This window comes from Myxococcus stipitatus DSM 14675 (assembly GCF_000331735.1).
In the GTDB taxonomy this organism is placed as follows: Bacteria; Myxococcota; Myxococcia; order Myxococcales; family Myxococcaceae; genus Myxococcus; species Myxococcus stipitatus.
This window is the reverse complement of sequence record NC_020126.1, coordinates 3,324,399-3,348,847: the sequence shown is the minus strand read 5'-3', so window position 1 is coordinate 3,348,847 and position 24,449 is coordinate 3,324,399. Positions and strand designations below refer to the sequence as shown.

Below are 24,449 nucleotides of genomic sequence, written 5' to 3'. Positions count from 1 at the left end.
GGCGGCTCGCGGTCCGCGCGCGGGCGCTACGGAGCAGGAGTCGGCACCACGATGTTCGCTGGCGGCGCGGCGGCCCCGCTCACGTCCATGGCGGCTGGCGCGGGTTGGATGGGCAGCGCGGCCGCGGAGGGCGGGGCGCTGTCGACCAGCGTCGACGCGGGCTGAGCAGCGGGGAGCGCGGAGGCCGGCGTCACGGCACCGGACGCGGCGGCCGCGGCGGTGGTGGCCTGGTCCACCGGCGCCGCGGGCTTCACGCAGTTCGAGGCCACCGGGGACTGCTCGGCGCTGGGGGCGGCGGCCACCAGGGGCGCCTTCGGCTCGGGCGGCAGGTTGCGCGACGGCAGCACCACGGGCGGCGGCACCGGGCAGTGGGTGCACGGCCCGCGCAGAGGAACGGACAGCCGCTGCCCCGCGCGCAGGAACGTGTTGCGCATCCGGTTCGCCTTGCGAATCAGCGTCACCGTCGACCCGTAGCGCAGCGCGATGCCGCCCAGCGTGTCGCCCGAGCGCACGCGGTGCGTCGTCACGTTGTGCTCGGGCTGGAGCGCCAGGAGCGGCTGCACCCGCCGCCCCAGCTCCTGGGCGCGCGGATTGTGGAAGCGCATGTGGAAGTGGTCCCGGTGGCGGCGCGCGTGCCGGATGATGCCCACGGGGCTGAACAGCGAATCCAGCCACGCCTTGTCCTCGCCCACCGACAGCGCGTAGTCGTACAGCACCTTCTGCACGCGCTTGTCGACGAGGATGAGCTGGATGTCCGTCTTCGTCACCACGGCGCGGACCAGCGCCCAGTTGAGCGGCACGTTGATGTACTTCTCGCGCTCGCGCTCACGGATGGGGTCCACCGTCGGGTAGTAGAAGCCGACGTCCACGTCCCGGCCGTTCTGGTGGCTCTTGTGCGGACGCTTGTGGCCGCCGTCCTTGTTGCTGATGCCGTTGACGCGCAGGAGCGGCGCGAAGGGGTAGCGCGCACGCACCTCCTTGATGGCGGCCACCATGTAGTCGATGCTCTCCTGCGTGCCCCACGCAATCTCGGGCGAGACGACAATCCAATCGTCGCCCTTGGGGAACTGCACGCCATTCACCAGCCGGCCGCTGTGCGCGAAGCCCACCGCCATGGAGCCCAGCGCCGCGACGTCACCCTTCCAGCGCCGCGCCAGCTCCTCGTCGGAGATGTCCGCCGTGTACAGCGGCCCCGTGGGGACCTCGCCACCGACAACGGGCGTCTCGCCCTCGCCGACGTCGCCCTCGGCGTCACCTGCCTCCGAGGTGTCGTCGTCGCCCTCCAGGTCCTCCGCGGACAGCGCGCAGCTCTCGTCGGCCGCGGGAGCCTGCGCGCCGGGGGCCGGCGCCTCCACTGTCGCCACGGGCACCGCGGCCGCCGGGGCTTCAGCGGGCGCCGGAGCTGTCTGCTCGGGCGCCGCCGTCAGCCCTGGCGAGCGAACGGACGCAAGGGCGGCATCGCCGCCCGAAGGAGGAACCATGCGCCCGGCACAGCCTGCGCAGACCAAGAGGAGCCAGATGGGGTAACGCACCGGGCCGCAGAATTGCCCGAGAATCGTTCGAGCACAAAGCCCCTCCCTGACTTTTTACGCCTCCCTGCCCTGGAGGGCGCTCCTGGAGTGCCCCCTACCGCACATCGGGCGCGGGGTTTTCGCGCTCAGGGCGTCGTCGCGGGGACTTTGAGCGCGACGTCGAGCGCCAGCTCGATCATCTCGTCGAACGAGGTCTGCCGGTCCTGCGGCGACAGGGCCTCCCCCGACTTGAGGTGGTCCGACACGGTGAGCAGCGCCAGGGCCCGGGCGCCGAACTCCGCCGCCACGCCGTAGAGGCCGGCGACTTCCATCTCGATGGCGAGGACGCCCATCTTCTCCAGCACCGAGTTGAGCTCCTCCTGCGGGTGGTAGAACAGGTCCGAGGTGAAGACGGAGCCGGCGCGCACCGACTTGCCGCGACGCTCGGCCGACTCCATGGCCCACCGCGCGAGCTGGAAGTCCGCCACGGCCGGGAAGTCGTGCCCCATCAGCCGCATCCGGTTCACCTTCGAGTCCGTGCCCGCACCGGTGGCCACGATGACATCCCGCAGCTTCACGTCCGTGCGAAGCGCGCCGCAGCTCCCCACGCGGATGAGCACCTTCGAGCCGTAGACCTTGATGAGCTCGGTTGCGTAGATGGAGATGGACGGCACGCCCATGCCATGGCCCATCACCGACACCCGGCGCCCCTGATAGGTGCCGGTGAAACCAAACATGTTGCGCACGGACGTGACGCCGCGGGCGTCGGTCAGGAAGCGCTCGGAGATGTAGCGAGCCCGGAGGGGGTCACCGGGCATCAGCACCACGTCGGCGAAGTCGCCGGGTGCGGCGGAGATATGAGGGGTTGCCATGGGGGCGCACCATATACGCTCCGTGCGCTTCCCCGCGATGGCCAAACCGAGCCTGCTTGTTTCAGGGAGAGGACACCCACGCGACGTGAAAGTGCGCGTCCAGCGTGGCCAGGGAATAGTCCTTGGGCAGTGGCGCGAAGGGCGCGGCCTTCTGCACGGCGGACAGCGCCGCCGCGTCCCAGCTCTTGGAGCCGGACTCCGTCGTCACCACCGCCGAGAGGAGCTTGCCGTCGCGGCCCAGCACCGCCTGGACCACCGTCTTTCCCCCCACGGCCGGCAACCCCTTCTTCCCGGGCTGCTTCCACTTGCCGGCGACCTGCGCGTAGACGCGCTGCTGGTACGCGGTGCTCTTCAGCTCGGGCGAGAAGAAGGCCTGGAGCTGGGGCCCCGCGGCGGCCAGCGCCAGGGGGGCCACGGCCAGCGAGAGCAGGACGACCAGGGGCAGCGAGCGGGAACGGAGCATGGCGCGCCATCGTAGTCGCGGCGCGGGGGGCCGCCCAGCGCGCGGTGCCCGTGCCCGGGAAGTCGCACCGCCGCCGGGTCAGGGTGAACGCGGTGAGCGCGAGCGCCCCCCTTCATCACCGCCGCCGGGCCAGGGTGAACGCGGTGAGCGCGAGCGCCCCCCTTCATCACCGCCGCCGGGTCAGGGTGAACGCGGTGAACGCGGTGAGCGCCCTTCATCACCGCCGCCGGGTCAGGGTGAACGCGGTGAGCGCGAGTGCGCCCCCCACGCCCGTCATCACCGCCAGCGGCCGGAGCAGCCGCTCCGACAAGGCCGAGAGCACGCCCAGCGTCACCTCGCGACTGGCCGTGCGCAGCGACGGCACCTGTCCCGCCTCGCGCGTCGCGCGGACCTGACGCCTCAGCTCCTCGGAGGCGCCGCGCACCGTCGCGCTCGCGGTGCGCTCGGCCATGGATGCGACGGCGCCCCCCACGTCCAGCTCGGTGCGTGCGCGCAGGGCCCGCAGCTCCTGGTCCAGCTGCTCCACCACCGCGTGGACCAGCCGCCGTCCCGCCTCGTCCAGCACCTCGTCGAACGTCTCGGAGCGAGCCTCCAGCGCCTCCCCGAAGCCCTGGATGAACCCGCGCCCCGCCTGGGACGCGACCTGGGCGCCCATGGGTGACAGCGCCGGCAAGGCGGTCTCCAGCTCCTTCACCACCCCCTTCACCGCCCCTGTGGCCAGCTCCCGCGCTCGGGCCCCGGGCTCGCGCAGCTCGCGGTTGTGCAGCGCCGCCGCCTCGGACGAGCGATCCAACCAGGCGTTCACCCGCTCGACGAGCTCTCGTGACAGCGCATCCACGCCCGGCATCGAGCGCCGCAGCTCCTCCACCGCTCCCGACACCGCGCTCTGCGCCATCGTCCGCGTCCACGTGCCCGGGGGCTTGTCGGCGACGGCCTCGACGATGCGGGCCAGAAGCGCCACGCCGTCCTCGATGAGCGCGCGAAGCTGACCGTCGAGCGCTGGCAGCTCCGCCTGGAGCCCGGCCGAGGCGCCTCGGACCACGCCGCTCGCCAGCCCCTGCACCGCGAGCTGCTCCAACGAGAAGGTGACCCGCCTCAGCAGCTCGACCGGCGACAACCGTCCTTCGTGGCCCATCACACACTCCCCAGGGCGAAGACACACACCGCTCGACAAAGCTGGGCTCCCTCCGCGCCGACTGGCACCCAGGCAGGCGGCGGGAGAAAGCGCCCGGAGCGCCCGCCTGCCCTCACCGCCGAGCCGTCGGCTCCCCGCCCGCGCCCCGGCCATGCACCTGGATGGCGAATGCAGGCGGGTTGCACCACCCACCGTGCTCCGGGACAGTAGCCGCGGCGGGACGATGCTCGGCTATCAGACTCATTCCCAGTGGCGAGACATGTCCGACTTCGTGGTGCACTTCACGAAGCCCGGGCCCCCGTTTCGCGACGCGTACCAGAACATGATGAACATCCTGGGCACGCGGACGCTCATCCCCGGCGCCCAGGGCTTTGGCCTCGCGCGCAAGGAGCCCCAGGTCGCCGAGCGCCACCGCGCGGTCTGCTTCAGCGAGATTCCGTTCGACCAGCTCGCCAGGCTGGTCCATCGCCGCAGCCTCTACGGCATCGGCTTCCGCAAGAGCTTCATCCTGTCCCAGGGCGGCGGCCCCGTCTGGTACGTCCAATACGCCTCCCCCGCGCACCTCGCGCTCAAGCACCAGGTGGACGAAGCCCTGGCCACCTCGGACTCGCGAGCCCATCCGCTCTGGTCCATGACGCCCTTCGTGGACATCCAGGGAGACTCCAGCAACGCGCCCTACCAGTACCGCTTCGACTGGGAGCGGGAGTGGCGCGTGCCGGGCCTGCTGCGCTTCACCGAGTACGACGTGGCGGTGCTCTTCCTGCCGGAGGAGCTCCACGCCACCGCGCGCGGCTTCTTCGAGTGGGCTGTCCGGGAGAAGGCGGGGCCGGGCTACTTCTGCCCCTGTCTGGATCCGCTGTGGTCGGCCTCCCAGATTGCCCAGGCGCTGGAGCGACACGCCGAGGACTCCGTGCGGCTCAAGGCGGGATGACCCCGCCGCACACCCACGGCGTCCAGGAGCGGACAGCCGGGCGGGGATGGGGGGACTGTCAGCGCGGCGTGGAGTGCCTATTCCTTCGAGCCGGACATGGACTCGGGGGGTTGCACGGTGGCCAGGAGGAGCTTGTCGCGCGGCGTACTGGCATGTGTCGTGGTGCTGACGCTGGCGTGTGGAGGAAGCCCGCCCCCGGATGCACCGCCACCTCCCGTCGACCCTCGAGAGGAGCCACCCGACGCGGGCCCCCCGGAGCCGCAGGAGACGCCCGACTCAGGCACGCCGGAGCCGCAGGAGGTCCCTGACGCGGGGCCTCGATGCAGCCCCACCGCGGGCGCTCCTCGCTGGCTCACCGAGGGCCAGGCCCTGACCGTCACCGTGACGTGCTCCACCGGCGCCACTCCCGCGGGGGTGCGCTTCGCCGTGGACAACCTTCCTCCCGGAGCCACCTTCGACGCGGCCACGGCCACGCTGCGCTGGACGCCGGGCCGGGACCAGGCGGCCGTGTGGAACCTGGTGTTCCGTGAGCAGGGCTCCGGCGAGACGGGCACCCTCAAGGTGGGCGTGGCGGAGAACGACGGCGCCCCGGGCAACGTGCGCATCGTCGACCCGGCGGCCTACAGCGAGGAGTACGGCCTCCCCGTCTTCCACCTCACCTACCCCACCCCGCCGGGCCTCACGGGCGGCGGCTACCGTCCCGCGCAGCTCACCTACCGGGGACACACCTACGCCCTCGAGGCCAAGTTCCGCGGCGCCACCTCCGGCGCCTTCCCCAAGCGCAGCCTCACGCTGAAGTTCCCCGACGACGACCTCTTCAACGAGCCCGTCTTCGGCGACGGCTTCCTCGCGCGAAAGCGCGTGGCGCTCATCTCCACCTTCAACGACAACTCCTACGTGCGCACGCGGCTGGCGTTCGACCTGTGGAACCGCATGTCGAAGGAGCACGTCCGCGTCCCCGTCTTCAGCGCCGTCGTCTACGCCAACAACCGCTTCATGGGCCTCTTCACGGTGGCCGACCTGCCGCACAAGAGGCTGATGGCCCAGAACGGCCTGGACAAGGACTCGGACCTCTTCAAGGCGGTGGAGAAGGAGGCCAACTTCTCCCGCCTGCGCCGGGACGGACAGCCCAAGGCGTCGCTGCGCGAGGGCTTCGAGAAGAAGGTCGGCGAGCCGCCCATGGGCCAGGCCCACGCGTGGGACCACCTGGAGGACTTCGTCGCCTTCGTCGCGGACGCCGACGACGCGACGTTCCGCGCCCAGTTCCCCCAGCGCGCCAACCTGCGCGACTACCAGGACTGGTGGATCTTCAACACGCTCATCCTGGGGACGGACTCCCAAGGCAAGAACGCCTACCACGCCTATGACCCGGGCACGAAAGGCCCCTGGCGCTTCATCCCGTGGGACCTGGACGCGAGCCTGGGCCAGAACTTCGACACCACGCGCACCTGGCCCACCACCCGCATGAACTTCGCCTCGCAGAACCGCATCTTCGAGCGGCTGCTCGAGGAGCCCACCTTCGCCAGGCCCATGCGCGAGCGCTACAAGGCGCTGCTGGGCAACGAGCTGAAGCTGGAGACCGTGCTCGCGCTCATCGACCGCTACGAGAAGGAGACCTCGGCCGTGGCGAAGCGGGACTGGGCGCGGTGGCAACTGGAGTACCGCGCGTTCGGCAAGCCCGGGAGCATCGGCGCGGGCAACTTCCCCGACTGGTACAAGCGCACCGACTTCAACACCTACGAGCAGGAACTGGAGTACGTGCGCCAGTGGGTGCGCACCCGCTGGCCCGCGCTCCAGTCCCAGCTCCCGTGAGACGGACGGCTCGGCCTAGAACTGCGCCGAGCCCGGCACGCGCGGATAGGGAATCGCGTCGCGGATGTTCTGCAGGCCGCACATGTAGACGATGAGCCGCTCGAAGCCGAGCCCGAAGCCCGCGTGCGGCACGGAGCCGTAGCGGCGCAAATCCCGGTACCACTGGTAGTGGGCCGGGTCCAAGCCGAAGCGCCGCATGCGCGCGTCCAGCACGTCCAGGCGCTCCTCGCGCTGGCTGCCGCCGATGATTTCGCCGATGCCCGGGGCCAGCACGTCCATGGCCGCGACCGTCTTCCCGTCCTCGTTGATGCGCATGTAGAAGGCCTTGATGGCCTCCGGGTAGTTCATCACGACGACCGGCCGGCCCACGTGCTCCTCGGCCAGGTAGCGCTCGTGCTCCGTCTGCAGGTCCTTGCCCCACTCGGGCGCGTACTCGAACTTCTTCTTCGCGCGCTTGAGGATTTCGATCGCCTCCGTGTAGTCGATGCGCTCGAAGCTCGACTGGATGAACTTCTCCAGGCGCTCCGTGACGCCCTTCTGCACGCGCTCCTCGAAGAACTTGAAGTCCGGAGCGCAGTCCTCCAGCACCGCCTTGAAGACGTGCTTGAGGAAGCGCTCGGCCAGGTCCGCGTCCGCGTTGAGGTCCGCGAAGGCAATCTCCGGCTCGATCATCCAGAACTCGGCCAGGTGGCGCGTGGTGTTGGAGTTCTCCGCGCGGAACGTGGGGCCGAAGGTGTAGACCTTCGACATGGCCAGGCAGTACGCCTCCACGTTGAGCTGGCCGGAGACGGTGAGGTACGCCTCCTTGCCGAAGAAGTCCTTGTGCCAGTCAATCTTCCCTTCCGGCGTGCGCGGCGGGTTGACGGCGTCCAGCGTGGACACGCGGAACATCTGCCCGGCGCCCTCGGCGTCGCTGGCGGTGATGATGGGCGTGTTGACCCAGAAGAAGCCCTCCTGGTCGAAGAAGTTGTGGATGGCGTTGGCCGCCCGGTGACGCACGCGCGTCACGGCGCTGAACGTGTTGGTGCGCACGCGCAGGTGCGCCACGTCGCGCAGGAACTCCAGCGTGTGCTGCTTGGGCTGGATGGGGTAGGTGTCCGGGTCGTCCACGAAGCCCAGCACCTGGACCTCGTCCGCCTGGACCTCGTAGGCCTGCCCCTTGCCCTGGGACTTCACCAGCGTGCCGCGGCAGACGACGGAGCAGCCCGCGGTGAGGTGGAGGATCTCCTTCTCGTAGTTGGGCAGCGAGTTGGGAGCGACCACCTGGACGGGGTCGAACACCGAGCCATCGCTCACGTTGACGAAGCTGATGCCCGCCTTCGAGTCGCGCCGGGTGCGCACCCAGCCACGGACCTCCACCTTCGTCCCAGCCTCCACCGCGCCGGCGAGGACCTGCTTCACACTGACGACCTGCATTGACGCTCTCCCTTGAGCGGATTCTGGGCCGCGAGTTAGCCGTGCGGCGGCCCCGAGGACAAGTCCGGTGTGCCCCCCCGGCCTCCGAAAGGCCCGATTCCAGGCCCCGCCGCATGCCTGGAACCCAGCCAACCGTGTCAGACCCCCTAGGTATTCTTCTCCCATGGTCGCCCGAGAAGGGGGCCAGGAATCTCACGAAACCCTCACGCCATTCGCGGGTCCCCTGGACCCGGGTGGCCGTGCCCTACCTGGAGAGTCACATGGCTTCCACCAAGTCCAAGTCCCGCAAGTCCGTCTCCCGCAACCGCTCCTCCGAGTCCACCAAGGCCGCCTTCGAGGACCTGGCGCGCAAGGCGCGCAGCAAGCCCGTCGTCCCGGCCAAGGAGCAGGAGGCCCGCGACAGCCACGCCAAGAACGTGCTGGCGGACGTCTCCACCCTGTCCGCCGAGTCCGCGGTGAAGAAGGTCACCGAGGCGGGCCTCACCATCAACAAGACGCTGGCGGGCATCAACGAGCAGGTCATCGCGCTGGTGGAGGAGATGAAGCAGTTGGACGAGGCCATCCACCTCAAGACGGAGGAGCTGTCGGAGCTGCACGGCCGTGACGTGGCCGCCAGCGCCGTGGACGTGCTCGTCGCGGAGTATGACAAGCGCAAGGCGGAGCTCCACGAGGAGATGACGGCGCTCCAGAAGGACATCTCCGACACGCGCGCGAAGGCGGCGGCGGACCTGGCGACGGAGAAGGAGTCCGCGCAGGTGGCGCGTCAGCGGGCGGAGGAGCAGTACACGTATGACGTGCAGATCCAGCGCAAGAAGGAGCAGGACACCTTCGCCGAGGGCTTGCGCGTGCAGGCGGCCACCGAGCGGGACCGCAAGGAGAAGCTGGAGAAGGAGTGGGCCACGCGCGACGAGGCCCTGAAGCTGCGGGAGAAGGAGCTGGAGGACCTGCGCAAGCAGGTGGCCGACTTCCCCGCCGTGCTGAAGAAGGAAGCGGACACGGCCGCGGCCATCGTCGGCAACCGCGTGAAGTCGGACTGGGAGCTGAAGCTCACCCTCGCCACGAAGGACGCGGAGACGGCGCAGCGCGTGGCCAGCATGGAGATTGCCTCCCTCAAGGACACGAGCACCAAGCAGGCCCAGGCCATCCAGACGCTCCAGACGGAGCTCGCCGAGGCCAAGCGTCAGGTGCAGGCCATCGCGGAGAAGGCCCTGGAGTCCGCATCGGGCGCTCGGGCGCTCGCCGAGGTGCAGGGCGTCATCGCGAGCCGCGAGTTCGGCAAGGCGAAGTAGTCCGCCCCGCGCCACTCCCGGGACACGGCTCGATCGGCCGTGTCCAGGGAGCGCGCGCGCTACCAGACCTGCACGGGGCTCAGGCGGAGGTTCGACATCCCCGTGCCCAGCTGGCCCATGTCGCCGTGGCCCCAGGCCCAGACGCTCCGGTCCGAGAGCAGTGCGAGCGAGTGTTCGCCACCGCCCGCCACCGCGACCGCGCTGGTGAGCCCTGGCACCTGCGCGGGCAGGAGCTGCCAGTTCGACTTCACGCCCTTGCCCACCTGGCCGAACTGGTTGCGCCCCCAGCCCCAGACCTTGCCTCCCGACGTCACCGCGAGGCTGTGGTGGTCTCCCGCGTCCAGGGCGCTCACGCCCGTCAGGGAGGTCACCTGCACGGGCGCGAGCTTCCGCGCCTGGGTGCCATCGCCCAGCTCGCCATAGGTGTTGGAGCCCCAGGCCCAGAGTGTCCCGTCGCCCTTCAGCGCCAGCGAGTGGTTGCGTCCGGCGGCGACGGCCGTGACGCCCGTGAGCGCCTGGGTCCGCACCGGCACCAGGCTGCGCAAGGTGGTGTTGTCACCCAGTTGCCCCAAGGTGTTGCCCCCCCAGGCCCACACCGTGCCGTCGTGCTTGAGCGCGAGCGAGAAGCCATCTCCCGCGGCGATGGCGGCCACGCCCGTCAGCCCTTGGACGCGGACAGGCAGCACACGGGACACCGTCGTCCCGTCTCCCAGCTGGCCTTGAATGTTGGAGCCCCAGGCCTGCACGGAGCCGTCGCCCAGGAGCGCCAGGGAGTGACGCGCCCCCACCGCGATGGACAGCACGCCCGCCAGCGGCCCCACCACCGCGGGCGCGCGGCGAGCCACCGTGGTGCCATCCCCCAGCTCCCCTTCCGCGTTCGCGCCCCAGGAGAGCACGCGGCCGTCGGTCTTCAAGGCCAGGCCATGGGTGGCGCCGCCCGCGATGGCTCGACACTCCGAGAGGCCGATGACGGGCACGGGCTCCGCGCGGGGGAACAGCGTCCCGTCACCCAGTTGTCCGGAGGCATTGGCCCCCGTCGATTGGACGCTGCCGTCCAGCGCGATGCCCAGGGAGTACTGCGTCGCGGCGGCCAGCCCTCGTGACGCGGCGAGCCCGGAGCGGACCGGCGCCGCCTGCCAATCCAACGCGCCGTCGCCCACCTGGCCCTCGGCGTTGCTCCCCCAGGCCCAGAGCGTCAGGTCGTCCTTGAGGACCAGGGCATGCACGGCCCCCATCGCCACCGTCCGGACATCGGTGAGCGTGGGCACCTGCGTGGGCCGCGTGCGCGGCACCGACAGTCCCCCGCCGAGCTGCCCCTGGGCATTGGGCCCCCAGGCCCAGGCCGTGCCGTCCGCCTTGAGCGCCAGCGTCTGCTCGGAGCCCACCGAGAAGGAGATGACGCCCGTGAGGCCATCCACCCGCGCCGGCGTCATGCGGTCCGTGAAGGTGCCATCCGCGAGCTGCCCCTCGGCATTGCGGCCCCAGGCCCAGAGGGTGCCATCCGCGCGCAGCACGACGGAGTGACAGCGCCCCGCCCTCACCGCCACCGCGTCCGTCAGGCCCTGCACCTGCTCGGGCACGCGCAGCACCCGGCCCACGTTCTCCGGGTCCGCGCACGTGTCCTGTCGGCCCCAGACCCAGACGGTGCCATCCGCCTTCAGGGCCAGGGAGTGCTCACCTCCCGCGGCCAGCGAGACGACGCCCTCCAGGTTCGGCACCCGGAAGGGTGCGTTCCGCGTGGGGGTGACGGTCCCATCTCCCAACTGCCCCAGGCTGTTGTCACCCCAGGCCCACACCGAGCCATCCACGCTCAAGGCCAGGGAGTGGAAGTTCCCCGAGGCCACGGTCATCGCCACCAGCGTGCCGCTCACCTTGACGGGCTGGCTGCGATTGAGCGCCGTCCCGTCTCCGATGGCGCCCCAGTAGTTGGCCCCCCAGCCCCACACCGTGCCGTCCTCCTTGAGCGCCAGCGAGTGGTACGTCCCCGCGGAGACGGCCGCCACGCGCGTCAGGTTGAGCACCTGCACGGGCAACGGACGGGCCGTCGTCGTTCCGTCACCCAGTTGCGACTGGGCATTCAGCCCCCAGCCCCACGCGGTGCCATCCGGCTTGAGGGCCAGCGTGTGTCCCCCTCCCGCGGAGACGTCCGCCCGCTCCACCAGCACCCGCGCGGTCGTGGGCACGAGCTTCATCAGATAGGTCCCATCCCCCACCTGGCCTTCGCTGTTCGAGCCCCAGGCCCACACCTCTCCATTGCCCTTCACCGCCACCGAGTGCAGCCCGCCTCCCGCGGCGACGCCCTTCACCTGGGTGAGCCCCGTCACCTGGCAGGGCGACAGGCGCTGCGTCTGCGTTCCATCGCCGAGCTGCGCGCGGGCATTGCTGCCCCACGCCCACACAGTCCCATCCACGCGCAACGCCACCGAGTGCTGGCCTCCGCCCGTCACGGCCACCATCTCCGTCAGCCCGGGCACCTGCGTGGGCGTGGGCGTGGACACGACGGAGCCCAGCCCCAGCTGGCCCGCGTCGTTCTTCCCCCAGCTCCACACCGAGCCGTCCATCTTGAGAATCAGCGAGTGCGAGCCTCCGCCCGACAGCGCCACCACACCGGTCATCCCGGGCAAGGCGGCCGCGGTCGAGCGGCCCACCAGGTCGCCCGTGCCGAGCTGCCCGTCCACGTTGCCGCCCCACGTCCACAGCCGCCCATCGGCCGTCAGCGCCAGCGAGTGCACGTTGCCCGCGGCGATGTCCTTCACCCCCGTCAGTCCCAGCACCTGCACGGGGGTCAGCCGCCGCGTCGGTGTCCCATCCCCCAGCTGCCCCGCCGCGTTGAGGCCCCACGCCCACACCGTGCCGTCGGCCTTCAGCACCATCGAGTGGGAGAACCCCGCGGCGATGGCCACCACGTTCGTCAGCCCCGGCACCGGCGCGGGCACCGAGCGGGATATCAGGGTGCCATCCCCCAGCTGTCCGTTCGTGTTGGCGCCCCAGCTCCACACCGTCCCGTCCGACTTGAGCGCCAGCGAGTGCAGCTCCCCGGCGCCGATGGCGGTGATGCTGAACAAGCGCCACACGCGCGCGGGCATCGGGTTCTGCCGCGTCGAGCCCGTGCCGAGCTGTCCGTAGTTGTTGCCGCCCCAGCTCCACACCGTCCCGTCCGCCTTCAACACCAGGGAGTGGTGACGCCCGGCCAGCACCGAGCCTTGTCGAGAGGTCCCCTCGGCGGCGCGGGCGGAGCCGGGGGCCTCGGGCGGCTCGGCCGCGTCGGGCCCCGCGCAGGCGGACAGGCACAACACACACAGCAACCAGCGCCAGACAGCCACGACGGACTGACTTCGCACACGGTTCATGTTTCCCCCCTCGGTTCAGCTCGAGGGCGCCAGAGAATCACCAGACACATGCGACAGACAAGCCGCGCCCCGGCATGTCTGGCTTCAAGCCCTCGCGAGCCCTGGCCACGCCCCGGAGCCTGACGCGCCCGCACCCGAGGAACCCAGGTCACCGCCGACCTCACCCCGGCGTGAGGCACGACGCGGCGCAACGACATACGATGGCGGGGAATGACATCCAGCCCGTCCTCCACCGCGCGCAGGCGCGTCCCCTACTCCGGACTCTGGCTCGAGGGCTTCCGCGTGACGCCCGTCGCCGGGGGGGCGCTACTCACGGGGGGAATGGGCTCACATCCCGACGGGCGTGGCACCCGGTCTCGTGCCTCGACGAGCGCCGCGCTCTGGGACACCGCCCGGGAGGAGTGGCTGGAGGTGCCCGCCCTGCCCGAGCCCCGCCAGGACCACGCGGCGGTGCCGCTCCCGGATGGGCGTGTGTTGCTCATCGGCGGAAGGGACGACCAGACGACGGAGCTGGCCTCCACCCGTTTCTGGGAGCCCGCCGCGCGGCGTTGCAGCCCGGGGCCCGCGCTGCTGGCGGCGCGCTCGCGGCCCACCGCCGTGGTGCTGCGCGACGGCGCGGTGCTGGTGCTGGGCTCGGACCATGACGACGACCTCGAGCGAGGCACCCGCGCGGAGCTGCTGCGTCCCGGCGCCGCGGCCTGGGAGCCCGCGGGCCAGACGGTGCGCCTCTTCCACGTCGGGCCTGTCTGCGTGAGCGGCGAGCACGTCGTCATCGCGGGCGGGCGAGACAACGGCATGGGGTTCGCCGTCATCGACGGGCAGCACCTGGCTCCCCCGCTGGACCGGAACACGGAGCTCTGGGAGCCCCAGGGCCGCACGTGGAGCACCTCGGCCCATCCGCTCACCGAGTCGCGAGACGAGCCCACGGGCGTCACCCTCTCCGACGGCCGCATCCTCGTCGTCGGCGGGTGGCGGGGCGGAGAGTCGCTCGCGAGCGCGGAGGTCTTCGACCCGGGGACACGTCAGTGGAGCGCGACGGGGAGCCTGGAGGTGGCCCGCTCCGGCTTCGCGCTCATCGCGCTGCCCGACGGACGCGCCGCGGTGCTGGGCGGGATTCGCGCGAACCCCTACGAAGAGACCAGCGCCGTGGAGCTGTGGAATCCGGCGACGGGAGGATGGACCCCGGGCATCCCGCTGTCGAGGGCTCGCGCGGGGCACACCGTCGTCCCGCTGGGCAACGGAGCGTTTCTGGTGGTGGGCACCTCGCGCGTGACGCACGACGGCTCCCTGGAGACGACCTCCGAGGTCTGGCGCCCCTGAACTTCCCCCGACACACGTCTTCCCCCGACGGAGAAAACCGGATGGACAACCCGGAGCTGGCTCGCATTCCAGGCGTCAACCCTCACGTTCCCGATGCCGCCCGCATCTACGACTACACCCTGGGCGGGACGCATCACTTCGAGGTGGACCGCCAGGCCGCCGAGTTCATGTTCTCGCTCGTGCCCTCCACGCCCAAGTGGGTGCGCATGCTGCGCGCGTGCCTGCGCACCGCGGCCCAGCGCCTGTCCGCCGGCGGCTACCACCACTGGGTGGACTTCGCGTCGGGCCTGCCCACCAGCGACCATGTCCACTCGGTGCTGCCGAACGCCAAGGTGCTCTACAGCGACATCAACCCGCTCACCATCACCACGGGCAAGCACCTGCTGGGTGGCAACCCGAACACGCGCTACCTGGAATGTGACATCCGCAACGCGGGGGAGTTCCTCCACCGGCCCGATGTCCGCGAGTTCCTGGACGGAGAGCGGCGCGTGGCCTTCGGCGCCAACGCCATCACCGTGTTCCTCCCCGCCGAGGAGAACCGCAGGTTCTTCGCGGACCTCTACGAGTGGGCCGCGCCCGGCTCCAAGCTCTTCGCCACCTTCGAGACCAAGGCCCCGGGGCTGAGCACGCCCAAGTGGGAGCAGTTCGTCGGCATGTTCCAGCGGATGGGTGAGTCCTTCCACCTCTACTCGCTGCGCGAGTACCTGGACATGTGCGGCCCCTGGACGCCCGGGCCCGGCGGCGTGATGACGGTGCGCGAGTTCCTGGGCCTGCCCCTGAGCCACATCACCGAGGAGGACCGCGAGGGCGTCGGCATCGAGTTCTACGCCGTCATCCTCGAGAAGCGCTGAGCCCCGCGCGACTTCCGGCCTCCTACTTGGGCGGCCGGAAGACGTACTGGAAGATGGGCTGGTCCACGGCCGGCGGGTACTCCGCGTCCATGAACGCGAAGTAGGCATGGCCCGCGATGAGCGCGTCTTGGAGGCTGTCGTAGAGCACGCTCACCTGCGTGGCCCTGCCCGTCGCGTCCACCTGGACCTGCAGCTTGAGGTTGCCCTTGAGGTCCGGCTTCTCCTTGAGCCGCTCCATGTAGAGCGCCACCAGGCCCAGCGACACGCGGCTGTAGATCTTGTCCTGCGCGCCCTTGGCGGGCGTCGCGGGGAGCCGGAAGCGGCGCACCAGCTCCGCGGTCTCCGCCTCCGCCTCGGCCACCTTCTGCTCCGGCGCCGAGGCCGCCGCGCGATAGGACACGAGCGCGTCCTTCCACCGCTCCTGCTTCAGGCACAGCCGGGCGCGGCGCACGTGGAGGTCGGAGCGCTCTGGCGCCCGCTCCGAGGCGCGCACGAGGAAGCCCTCGCTGGCGGCGACGTCACCGCGCGCGTCGGCCAGCTCCGAGAGCCGGAGCATGGGCTTCGCGTCCTTCAGCTCCACGTCGATGAGGCGCACGAGCGCCTTCTCTTCATCGGCCGCGCGGCCCAGCTCCGCGTACACGCGCGCCAGCAAGGCCAGAGGCGCGGGGTCCAAGCCTCCGAGCTCCACGTACCGCTCCAGCGAGCGCGCCGCCTTCTCCTTCTCCGAGGCCGCGAGCCACAGGTCCGCCTGGAGACGGTGGGCCTCGCGGTCCGCGGGCTTGAGCGCCACCAGCTTCTCACCCGCGACAGCCGCCGCGCCCACGTCCTTCGCGGCCTGGGCCAGGGAGGCCAGCTTGCGCAGCGCCTCCGGCTGCTCCGGCCACGCATCCACCGAGCGCACCAGCTCCGCGCGGGCCTCCGCCTCGCGCCCGGGGAGGCCCGCCAGCAACAGGCCCAGCGCGGTGCGGGTCTGCGGGGCATCCAGCTTCGAGAGGGACTCGCGCAGCCGCGCCTCCGCGTCCGCGAGCTTCCCCTCCGCCTGCAACAGCAGCCCTTCGCCCCAGAGCGCGGGGGCGAAGTCGGGCGACACGCGCCGCGCGGTGGACAGCGGGCCCCGTGCCTCCGCGAGCAGCCCCCAGCGGATGTAGATGAGCCCCATGCCCAGGTGCGGCCACGGGTTCTCCGGCTCCAGGGTGGACAGGGCCTTGAGCTCGTTCCAGCACGCATCCGCGGGGAACGCGAGCCACGCGCGATAGACGCGAGGCATCAGGTCCTTGGGCCTCGCGCGCCCCTGCTCCTCCAGCTCGCTGTCCAGCACGCGCAACGTGCCGCGCACGCGGGCGGTCTCCACCCGCCGCAGCACGCTCATGACCTCGGAGGTGGGAGGCAGCGCGGCCCGGCCCGTTCCCGCGCTGGCCGGGACGGCCCACGTCAGGAAGAGCAGCAGCAGCACACGCGGCAGGAGGTGGGGCGCCATGGAGTCGGGCGGAAGATACCCCGACGCCCTCGCGAGGACAGCCTCGGGAACAGGCCCTACCCGCCTGCTCCCTCGGCCTGCCGTCGCGGTCACACTTGCCCCAGGGGCCACCCGCTCCGGGTCCCGGAGCGGGTCACGAGCCGCCCCGGGGCCTCAACCCCGGAGCGGCTCTTCACGATGACTCGCGCTCAGTTGATTTCGATGCGGCACGTCGCACTGCAGCCGTCGTTGCTGACGGTGTTGCCGTCGTCGCACTCCTCATTGGCGGGAGGCCCCGACTGCTCCTGGCCGTCGCCGCAGCGCGGGCCCCACATGCAACCCCGGCCGCACTGGCCGTAGCCGCCCGCGTTGACGCCGTCATCGCACTCCTCGCCCGGGTCCTTGATGTTGTTGCCACAGGTGTTGCGGCACTCGGAGCGCTTGGTGACGAAGTTGTTGAGCGTCAGGCGGTACGAAGACTGCGTCGTGTGGCGCTCGGCCTGGAACACGACGACCTCGTAGATGCCACCGACGCGCAGGTTCAACCGAGTGGCGGCAGCCTGGTCCAGCGTGATGCCACCGTCCTCCGCGCCGTGGACGCCCCCCAGGTCGACCGCGAGCTTGCCGTTGATGAACACCCAGACGTCGTCATCACCGCGGAAGGTGAGCACCTCGCCCCCCTTGTACTCGAACCAGTAGCGCGCCTCGCTGGTGAAGTGGAAGTTGCGCGCCGTGCCGTTGTTGTCGTTGCGCTTGGTCTCCTTGCCCTCGGCCACCCACGTCCCCGGCACGCTGTCGAGCGGGAAGAAGTCCTGGTCGTCGAACACGTACGAGCCATTGGACTGGCGCACCAGGTCCAGCGACCCGACCACCGTGCGGTTGGCGGCGGGGTCGTCGGTGTACCACTGCTCGAACAAGGCCCGGCCGTTCGTGGTCGAGTCATCCAGGTTGGTCCCGTCCAACGCATAGTCAGGCTTGCCGCCCGGGAAGGTCTTGCCCTTGATGGTCTTGGTCAGGTCGAACTTGACGATGCCCTTCTCGGACTGCCCGTTCTTGTTCTGGAAGTCCGCGTGGCCCCCCGTCCAGGGGAACCCGATGAAGTCCCGGAACACGGCGGGGATGACCACTCGAGCGGGGGGCTTGTCTTCGATGAACGTGCAGCTGAAGCCTTCTTCCTTCTTGCACGTCGCCGAACACCCGTCGTTGGCGCGGACATTGCCATCGTCGCACTCCTCGGTCGTGTCGTTGGGCAGCATCACGCCGTCGCCGCAGACGGGCGTGCAGGTCCCGTTGGAGCACTGGGGCTCGCGCTTGCAGAACGGCGAGCAGCCATCGCCCATGTCCTTGTTGCCGTCGTCGCACTCCTCGGTGCCCTCGACAATCTTGTCGCCGCAGGTCGTCTTGACGCACTTCGCGCCAACGGTCGGGCACTTCCAGCCTTCCTCCAACCGGCACGCCGAGTTGCAACCATCGCCGTTCGCGACGTTGCCGTCCTCGCACTCCTCCTCGCCGACCTTGATGCCGTCGTTGCACTGCGCCGCCTGGCAACGCCCGCCCGTGGACGGGCAGTTCCACCCCGGCTCCTTCTTGCACTCCGCGCTGCAGCCGTCGCCCGACGTCACGTTGCGGTCGTCGCACTCCTCTTCGGCTTCCCGGCGGCCATTGCCACAGCCGTCAATCTTCACGCAGGGCTTGCCCACGACGTCGCAGTTCCAGCCCGTCTCCACCGTCTTGCAGTCCGCGGTGCAGCCGTCGCCGTTCGCCTTGTTGCCGTCATCACACGTTTCGTCCGACTGCCGGAGGCTGTCGCCACACGTGTCCGTGGGACACGGGCCCCCGTCACACTGCACCGAACCATCGGGCTGGTCGACGCTGCCATCCGGCTTTCCAGCACCACCTCCGCCGCCTCCACATGAGAACGACATGATCGAGAAGAGAAGAGACGCGAGTGCAAGACCCGCGAGCCGCTTGCCAAGCAAAGGGACGGTCGCCATGAACTCGAATGCTGGAATTGCTCGCGGTGCGTGTCAACGCAGTTGCGCATGGCTCTGTCCGTACACTCCGTGAAAGTCCAGGGGACACACAGATGTGAAGGAAGGGCGGACTGAATCAGCTCAGTACGTATCGCCGGCCCACATCCGCGCCCATGTGCGCCGCACTCGGGGCGACGGGCCTCGCGCCCGGGGGACCCGCCCGGTCCTGGACTGTTATCAGGATGTCTCAGCGGGCGGCGTTTCGCAGATACTGGGCGTAGAAGCGAACAGCCTCCAGGTACCCCGGCACGGAGATCCGCTCGTCCTGGCCGTGAATCCGCGCCAGGTCCTCGCGCTGCAGGTGCACGGGGAAGAAGCGATAGACGTTGTCGCTCAGCCCCACGAAGTGGCGTGAATCCGTGGCCGCCACGTTGAGGTAGGGCGACACGACCACCTGTGGGAACACCTGGCGCACCGAGCGCTCCAGGTGGCGCCAGGAGTCGGAGTCGGTGGGTGACACGGGCGAAGGCTCGCTCTGGAAGGCCAGCGTGCCCTGCTCCACGCGGGCGTCGTCCACCGTCTTGCGCACGTGCTCCAGCACGGCCTCGACGCTGTCGCCCGGGAGGATGCGGAAGTTCACCACCGCCCGCGCGCTCGAGGGCAGGACGTTGTCCTTCACGCCGCCCTCGAACACCGTGACGGCGGTGGTGGTGCGCACCGCGGCGTTGGTGGTGGGCTTGGCGGACAGCTGCTTCACCACCAGCGGCTCGGTGAGCCACAGGTTGGCGAAGAGCAGCTTCATGCCGAAGCCCATCTCGGGCCCCACCCGCTCGAACAGCTCGCGGCTCCCGCCCGCGAGCCGCGCGGGCATGGGCGTCGACTCCAGCTTCGACACGGCCCGCGCCAGCACGCCCACCGCGGTGCTCGGCGGAGGCATGGATGAATGACCGCCCTCGCCCTTCACCTTCAGCTCCACGCTGACGAAGCCCTTCTCGGACGTCCCAACCAGCGCCACCGGCGCGCTCACCCCCGGCACCGTGCCGGACATGATGACGCCGCCCTCATCCAGCACCGACTCCAGCCGGACGCCCCGCTCCTTCAGGAGGGCGGCGATGGCCACCGCGCCCTCCAGGCCGCCCACCTCCTCGTCCGCGCCAAAGGCAAACAACACCGTCCGCCGGGGCTGCTCCCCCGCGGCCAGCAGGGCCTCCACCGCTTCGAGCTGCGCCAGCACACTGCCCTTGTCATCCAGCGCGCCACGCCCCCACACATATCCATCCACCACCACACCCGAGAAGGGCGGATGGACCCACCCCGCGGCCGTTCCCGCCGCCACGGGCACCACGTCCAGGTGTCCCAGGAGCAGCACGGGCCGCAGCGACGCGTCCGTCCCCTGCCACGTGTAGAGCAGCGAGTGGGCCCCCACCGGCTCGCTCTTCAGCGCGGCATGGACGCGGGGGAAGTGCTCCCGCAGGTAGACCTTCAGCGCCTGGAAGGCCGCGTCGTTCGCGGGCTGTCCCTCCGAGGCGGCCACCGTCTCCAGCCGCAGCGCCCCCGCGAGCCGGGCCGCCGCCGCCTCCGCGTCCACCTCCAGCGGCGTCTCCTCCGCCTCCGCCACCGCCTGGCGCGACGTGAAGGCCAGCGTCCGGACCACCAGAACCGCCGCGAGGACAATGACCCCGAGGGTCAGGGACAAGAACAATCGTTTCATTGGCAAGTGCGCCCACGGTACCAAAGCCGCACCCCGCAGCGCGCGAAACGTCCAGTCTCCATCCGCTGGATTCTCGGACTGTGAGATGTTCCCGGCGGCCTTGTTGCCTGACAATCACATCCAACGCCGTTATTCATTTCAAAAGCAGGTTTGTCAGACCTTCCCGTATAGTCTTATGTAGCTAGTTCCAAGAGGTGTGCAGTGAAGACTCGACTCATGACGCAGTGGCAGCTCGTCCTCGCGGTGGGTGTGGGGACGCTGCTTGGGGGATGCGGCAAGGGGGACGAAGGCCCGGGGCTCCCGGGGCAGCCGTCCACCGTGGAAGCGCAGCCAGCGGATGCGCAGGCCCTGGTGACGTGGAGGCCTCCCAGCAGTGATGGAGGCCACCCCTTGCTCTATTACATCGTGAAATGTGAGCCCGCCTGCGGGGGCGCCATCGTCAGCGCGGGCGACCATCAGGCGATGGTGATGGGGCTCAACAACGGCTTTCGATATCTCTTCAAGGTCTCCGCGGTGAACGCGCGGGGCGAGGGAGAGTCCTCCGTCCCGTCGGAATCGGTGACGCCCCTGGCGGGCCTGTCCATCCGCAATCCCACGGTGCCGGGGCAGCCGCGCGCGGTCCGCGTCACGGCGGGCAACGGGCAGGCGTATGTGAGCTGGCTGGCGCCGGCGAGCTTCGGCGGCCGTCCGCTGCAGCACTACGTCGTCACCGCCGAGCCGGGCGGCCGCTCGGTGACGGTGAAGGCGCCGGCGGCGAGCGTGAGCATCGTGGACCTGCCCAACGACAAGGCCCACACCATCACGGTGAAGGCGTTCAACGAGATGGGCGAAGGCCCCACCGTGTCCGCCGGCTCCGTGACGCCTCGGGCCGGAGGAGCGCCGTCGCAGTGGGTGTCCGGCTACTACGTGGGCTATCAGCGCGGCCTGCTGCCGGTGGAGTCCGTGGACTTCTCCGGCATGACGCACCTGATGGTGGGCCGCGTGCGCCCCCGGTACGACGGGACGCTCTACTCGGACTTCGACGTCACGACGTACGAAGGCCCCATCATGGCCCGGGCCCTGGCGGCGCGAGCCCACGAGGCGGGGCGCAAGGCGCTGCTGATGATTGGCGGCTTCGGCGAGCACGACGGCTTCGTGCAGGCGTCCACGGGCGACAGCCGCATCGTCTTCGTGCGCGAGCTCCTCAAGCTCATGGACGACCTGGGCTACGACGGCCTGGACCTGGACTGGGAGCCCATCAACCTGCCGCCCGCGGGCAATGACGGCGAGCTGCTGCTGGCGCTCCTGGACGACCTGCGCGCGGCGCGGCCGGACATCATCCTCACGGTGCCGGTGAACTGGATCAACGCCAACTTCGGGATGCCGGAGGTGGAGGCCGCGTTCATGGCGCAGCTCGCCGAGCGCGTCGACCAGCTCAACATCATGTCCTACAAGATGAGCGGCAACTGGGGCAGCTGGGAGAGCTGGCACTCCAGCCCGCTCATGGACGACTCCCCGGGCCGCCCCAGCTCCGTCGCCAACTCCGTGGACGGCTACCTGAAGGCGGGCGTTCCTCCGGGCCGGCTGGGCATCGGCATCGGCTTCTTCGGCACGTGCTGGCAGGGCGTCACGGAGCCGCGCACCCCGCTGGACGGACGGCAGCACGTCTCCGAGGGGCAGAGCGACAACGCGATGAGCTACAGCAACATCATGCAGGCGTACTACGACCCGCACGCGCGCCGCTGGGACGAGAAGGCCGCCTCGCCCTACCTCTCCTTCCCCACCGTGAGCGGGCCCGGCCACTGCAACTACATCTCGTACGAGGATGGCCAGTCCGTCGCCGTCAAGGGCCAGTGGGCGCGCTCCAAGGGCCTGGGTGGCACCATCATCTGGACCATCAACCAGGGCCACATCGCCAACGCGCCCGAGGGCCGCAAGGACGAGCTGCTGCACCAGGTGAAGCGCTCGTTCCTGGACCCGTGAGCGGGCCCTGAGCCGCGTCCGGAGCAAGGGGAGTCGCTGCCTCCCCTCGCCCCGAGGCCGCCGTCACCGTGAGGACCCGGTGACGGCGGTCACTGCGTTTCAGCGCGTCGACTTCGACTGCGCGCCCGCGGTGGTGGGCACCGGGAAGCCGCGCTTGCGCATCAGCGCGTCGATGCCGGCGTCGCGGCCGCGGAAGGAGCGGTAGCCGTCCGCCGGGTCCACCGTGTTGCCCACGGAGAACACGCTCTTGCGCAGGCGCTCCGCCACCGACTTGTCGTAGGCGCCCTTGCCCTCGGTGAAGGTCTCGAAGGCGTCCGCCGTCAGCGTGTCGGACCACAGGTAGCTGTAGTAGCCGGCCGAGTAGCCGTCGCCCGCGAAGACGTGGCCGAACTGCGGCGTGCGGTGGCGCATGACAATCTCCTTCGGCATGCCCAGCGCCTTGAGCGTGTCGCGCTCGAAGGCGTCCGCGTCGATGGTGACGTCACCGGCCAGGTGCAGCTTCATGTCCACCAGCGCGGAGGACAGGTACTCCACCGTGGCGAAGCCGTTGTTGAACGTGGCGGCCTTCTCGATGCGCGTCACCAGCGCCTGGGGGATGGGCTTGCCCGTCTGGAAGTGCAGCGCGAAGGTGTTGAGCACCTCGGGCGTGGACAGCCAGTGCTCCAGCAACTGCGAGGGGAACTCCACGTAGTCGCGCGCCACGCTGGTGCCCGCCAGCGACGGGTACGTCACCGACGAGCTCAGGCCGTGCAGCGCGTGGCCGAACTCGTGGAACAGCGTGGTGGCGTCCTCCCACGAGATGAGCACCGCCTCGCCCGCGGCGCCCTTCACGAAGTTGGAGTTGTTGGAGACGATGGTCGTCACCTCACCCCGGAAGCGCTCCTGCGGACGGTACGCGTTCATCCACGCCCCGGAGCGCTTGCCCGGACGCGCGTACGGGTCGAAGTACCACAGGCCCACGTGACGGCCGGAGTCGCGGTCCTTCACCTCCCAGACGCGCACGTCGGGGTGGAAGACGGGCACGTCCGACACCTGCGTGAAGGTGAAGCCGAACAGCTCTCCGGCCACCCAGAACATGCCCTCGCGCAGCTTCTCCAGCTGCAGGTAGGGCTTCACCTCGTTCTGGTCCAGGTCGTACTTCGCCTTGCGGACCTTCTCCGCGTAGTAGCGGTAGTCCCACGGCTCGATCTTCAGCTTCGCGCGCTCCTTGTCGGCCACCTTCTGCATGTCCGCCACCTCCTCGCGGACCCGGGCCACGGCGGGCTTCCACACCGCCTCCATCAGCTCCATGGCGCGCTCGGGCTTGCGGGCCATGGCGTTCTCCAGGCGCCAGTGCGCGTGCGTGGGGTAGCCCAGGAGCTTCGCGCGCTCGGCGCGCAGCTTCAGCACCTCCGAGATGATGACGTTGTTGTCGCGCGCGTCGCCGTTGTCGCCCCGGTTGACGTAGTTGCGCCAGACCTTCTCGCGCAGGTCACGGCGCGACGAGTACGTGAGGAACGGCTCCATGGAGGAGCGCGTGTTGGTGATGACCCACTTGCCCTTCAGGCTCCGGGCCTCGGCCGCGGCGGCGGCGCCCGCGCGCACGGAGTCCGGCAGGCCCGCCAGGTCCGCCTCCGACTCCAGGACGACGGTGTAGCCCTCCTCGTCGCCCAGCACGTTCTGACCGAAGGACGTGTAGAGCGAGGCGAGCCGCTGGTTGATGGCCGCCAGGCGCTGCTTCGCCGCGGCGTCCAGCTTCGCGCCGGAGCGCACGAAGCGGGTGTAGTGCACCCACGCCAGCCGCTGCTGCTCGGCCGTCAGCTTCGCCTTGTCCGGGGAGTTGTAGACGGCCTCGATGCGGCGGAAGAGCGCCTCGTTCTGGGCGATTTCGTCATCGAAGGCGGCGAACCGGGGCGCCATCTCCCGCTCCACCACCTGGAACTCCGGGCTGCTCAGCGACGAGCCCCAGATGCCGTAGAGCGTCTCCACGTTGGCGTACGCGCGGCCCGCGTCCTCCATGGCGGCCAGCGTGTTCTCGAAGGTGGGCGCCTCCGGGTTGTTCGCGATGGCGGCCAGCTCCCGACGCATCGCGTCCATGGCGCCCTCGATGGCGGGCTTGAAGTCGGCGACCTTCACCTGGTCGAACGGCGGCACGCCCCCGTGAGAACCCGCCCACTTCGCCAGCAGGGGGTTCGCCGGAGCCACCGGCGCCGCGGGGGCCTCCGGAGCGGGCGCCGCGGCGGCGGCCTCGGGGCGGGGCTCAGGGGACGTCGTCGCACAACCGGAGGTGACAAGGGCGGCCATGCCTGCTCCGGCGATGAAGAGGTTGCGCATGAAAAGTGGTTCTCCCGACGAAAGGGGGTGTGCACCAAAGCACGGAATCGCGGCGCCCAACACGTTCCGCGGGCCAGCTCTTCC

The 24,449-nt window shown here is 70.3% G+C and carries 16 protein-coding genes; 6 read left to right on the top strand and 10 right to left on the bottom strand.

What is annotated here, in order from left to right:
* Positions 1–26 precede the first annotated feature (26 nt).
* The 4 genes from MYSTI_RS13085 to MYSTI_RS13070 form a co-directional block, all read right to left on the bottom strand.
* Positions 27–1,481 (bottom strand): penicillin-insensitive murein endopeptidase, encoded by a 1,455-nt coding sequence (locus tag MYSTI_RS13085; protein ID WP_015348233.1) that lies wholly within the window; start codon positions 1,479–1,481, stop codon positions 27–29.
* Positions 1,482–1,657: 176 nt separating this feature from the next.
* Positions 1,658–2,383 carry a purine-nucleoside phosphorylase gene (gene deoD, locus MYSTI_RS13080; protein ID WP_015348232.1) on the bottom strand — a complete coding sequence of 242 codons (726 nt, stop codon included), beginning with the start codon at positions 2,381–2,383 and terminating at the stop codon, positions 1,658–1,660.
* Between the two features lie 61 nt (positions 2,384–2,444).
* Positions 2,445–2,846, bottom strand: coding sequence for a TonB family protein (locus MYSTI_RS13075; protein WP_015348231.1), 402 nt, complete (start codon positions 2,844–2,846; stop codon positions 2,445–2,447).
* Positions 2,847–3,063: 217 nt separating this feature from the next.
* Entirely contained in the window at positions 3,064–3,981 is a 918-nt protein-coding gene (locus MYSTI_RS13070; protein ID WP_015348230.1) for a hypothetical protein, read from the bottom strand.
* Between the two features lie 259 nt (positions 3,982–4,240).
* Between MYSTI_RS13070 and MYSTI_RS13065 the strand changes: the two genes are divergently transcribed.
* Both MYSTI_RS13065 and MYSTI_RS13060 read left to right on the top strand, forming a co-directional pair.
* Positions 4,241–4,912 (top strand): abortive infection system antitoxin AbiGi family protein, encoded by a 672-nt coding sequence (locus tag MYSTI_RS13065; RefSeq protein WP_233278256.1) that lies wholly within the window; start codon positions 4,241–4,243, stop codon positions 4,910–4,912.
* A 96-nt stretch (positions 4,913–5,008) separates the two neighbouring features.
* The gene (locus MYSTI_RS13060) at positions 5,009–6,724 is read left to right on the top strand and encodes a CotH kinase family protein (protein ID WP_015348228.1); all 1,716 of its coding nucleotides are present in this window, start codon (positions 5,009–5,011) and stop codon (positions 6,722–6,724) included.
* A 15-nt stretch (positions 6,725–6,739) separates the two neighbouring features.
* On the opposite strand, the gene asnS is transcribed toward MYSTI_RS13060, so the two are convergent.
* Positions 6,740–8,140, bottom strand: coding sequence for an asparagine--tRNA ligase (gene asnS / locus MYSTI_RS13055; RefSeq protein ID WP_015348227.1), 1,401 nt, complete (start codon positions 8,138–8,140; stop codon positions 6,740–6,742).
* Positions 8,141–8,400: 260 nt separating this feature from the next.
* Here asnS and MYSTI_RS13050 point away from each other — a divergent pair, with 260 nt between their 5' ends.
* Positions 8,401–9,429 carry a coiled-coil domain-containing protein gene (locus MYSTI_RS13050; protein WP_015348226.1) on the top strand — a complete coding sequence of 343 codons (1,029 nt, stop codon included), beginning with the start codon at positions 8,401–8,403 and terminating at the stop codon, positions 9,427–9,429.
* Positions 9,430–9,488: 59 nt separating this feature from the next.
* On the opposite strand, the gene MYSTI_RS13045 is transcribed toward MYSTI_RS13050, so the two are convergent.
* Positions 9,489–12,779 (bottom strand): RCC1 domain-containing protein, encoded by a 3,291-nt coding sequence (locus tag MYSTI_RS13045; RefSeq protein ID WP_015348225.1) that lies wholly within the window; start codon positions 12,777–12,779, stop codon positions 9,489–9,491.
* A 210-nt stretch (positions 12,780–12,989) separates the two neighbouring features.
* On the opposite strand from MYSTI_RS13045, the gene MYSTI_RS13040 reads away from it, so the two are divergent.
* Positions 12,990–14,099, top strand: coding sequence for a Kelch repeat-containing protein (locus MYSTI_RS13040; protein WP_015348224.1), 1,110 nt, complete (start codon positions 12,990–12,992; stop codon positions 14,097–14,099).
* Positions 14,100–14,140: 41 nt separating this feature from the next.
* Complete coding sequence (locus MYSTI_RS13035; RefSeq protein WP_015348223.1) at positions 14,141–14,950, top strand: SAM-dependent methyltransferase; 810 nt, start codon at positions 14,141–14,143, stop codon at positions 14,948–14,950.
* Positions 14,951–14,972: 22 nt separating this feature from the next.
* On the opposite strand, the gene MYSTI_RS13030 is transcribed toward MYSTI_RS13035, so the two are convergent.
* The 3 genes from MYSTI_RS13030 to MYSTI_RS13020 all read right to left on the bottom strand — a co-directional run bounded on the left by MYSTI_RS13030 (position 14,973) and on the right by MYSTI_RS13020 (position 20,090).
* Entirely contained in the window at positions 14,973–16,427 is a 1,455-nt protein-coding gene (locus MYSTI_RS13030) for a hypothetical protein (protein WP_015348222.1), read from the bottom strand.
* 188 nt (positions 16,428–16,615) lie between these two features.
* Entirely contained in the window at positions 16,616–18,400 is a 1,785-nt protein-coding gene (locus MYSTI_RS13025; protein WP_015348221.1) for a DUF4215 domain-containing protein, read from the bottom strand.
* Positions 18,401–18,626: 226 nt separating this feature from the next.
* On the bottom strand, positions 18,627–20,090 hold the full coding sequence (locus MYSTI_RS13020; protein ID WP_015348220.1) for a M20 family peptidase: 1,464 nt from the start codon (positions 20,088–20,090) through the stop codon (positions 18,627–18,629).
* A gap of 201 nt (positions 20,091–20,291) precedes the next feature.
* On the opposite strand from MYSTI_RS13020, the gene MYSTI_RS13015 reads away from it, so the two are divergent.
* Entirely contained in the window at positions 20,292–22,052 is a 1,761-nt protein-coding gene (locus MYSTI_RS13015) for a glycosyl hydrolase family 18 protein (protein WP_015348219.1), read from the top strand.
* Between the two features lie 99 nt (positions 22,053–22,151).
* On the opposite strand, the gene MYSTI_RS13010 is transcribed toward MYSTI_RS13015, so the two are convergent.
* A complete protein-coding gene (locus MYSTI_RS13010; protein ID WP_015348218.1) occupies positions 22,152–24,365 on the bottom strand; it encodes a M3 family metallopeptidase in 2,214 nt (737 codons plus the stop codon).
* Positions 24,366–24,449: the final 84 nt, after the last annotated feature.